This is a genomic window from Lysinibacillus sp. FJAT-14745, from assembly GCF_001275675.1.
Classification (GTDB): Bacteria; Bacillota; Bacilli; order Bacillales_A; family Planococcaceae; genus Lysinibacillus.
The window spans coordinates 230,334-231,368 of sequence record NZ_LITM01000001.1 but is presented as its reverse complement, the minus strand read 5'-3'; the positions used below and the strand labels follow the sequence as shown (position 1 = coordinate 231,368).

At 38.0% G+C, this 1,035-nt stretch carries 1 protein-coding gene; it reads left to right on the top strand.

Features of this window, described 5'->3' with window-relative positions:
* Positions 1-479: 479 nt before the first annotated feature.
* Positions 480-752, top strand: a complete 273-nt coding sequence (locus AMS59_RS01150) for a DUF2500 domain-containing protein (RefSeq protein ID WP_053481932.1) — start codon at positions 480-482, stop codon at positions 750-752.
* The last annotated feature ends 283 nt before the right edge of the window (positions 753-1,035 follow it).

The following is a 1,035-nucleotide window of genomic DNA, read 5'->3' as shown; positions in this document are numbered from 1 at the left end:
CCCATCTTTTCCTCCGTTTACGTTTGGAAACAGGTCATTGATTTTGTCATCCCCGGATTTTGGTGATGAGCCAAAAACTCATTGAAAATCTGAATTGTTTAATTTATTATTCGTGTAAGATACGGTTTGCTTTTCCATGAAAAAGCATGTGACTTTTTTGACGCTGACATTTATCCAAAAATTTTATTTGCGTCTACATATATTGAAAAATTAGAAGATAAGAAGTTTGCTTTATATGGAAATTGAACGAATCCTATCGTATTTACAACAGTATATACAGGAAACAGTGTAAAACCATAGGCGCAAGTGGCTTCCAGGCTAAGGCACTAATTGACCGTCGGGATTTTAATTTAGTTAATAATACTCTCCTAGAAACAGGTGGTGTATTAATTTAGTGATGTAATTGATGTTGTGGTGGATCTTGAAATAAATCCTTTTAACAACTTCAAGCATAATACTTCGTAGATTGGAGGACTTTTATGGTTGGGTTTAATGAATTCTCTTTTGTACCCACTTTTATTTCAATCATGTTTTTTATCGTGTTCGGTGTTATCGCATTTACCATTGTTAAAGGTATCTTACAATGGTCGAAAAACAACAACGAGCCATTATTAACAGTACCCGCTAAGGTCGTAACAAAACGTTCGAATACTAGTGGCGGTTCTGGTAACTCTAGTGCCCATACATCGTACTATGTAACTTTCGAAGTACAAAGTGGCGATCGGCTAGAAATCAATTATGCCTTGGCATAATTGCGTCCAGAATCGGCTTTGTGCTTGCACAAAGAACTCCTTTCCGATTCAGTGACATCCGCCGGAGGCTTTAACTTATTTTAGCGGATGTTTGGACAACCGCTGAAATAAGTTAAAAATGAGTGGTCGTGATTATGGACAGATTGCAGATGATGACTATGGCTTATTAACATTTCAAGGAACACGTTATCATACATTTGAGCGACAATCGAGTAGGAGGGAGTGACTAACTCCCGACCTCTCCAACCACCGTACGTACGGATCCGTATACGGCGGTTCAATT

Coding starts and splice junctions, on each gene's coding strand:
- AMS59_RS01150 (WP_053481932.1), top strand. CDS start 480: ATGGTTGGGTTTAATGAATTCTCTTTTGTACCCACTTTTATTTCAATC.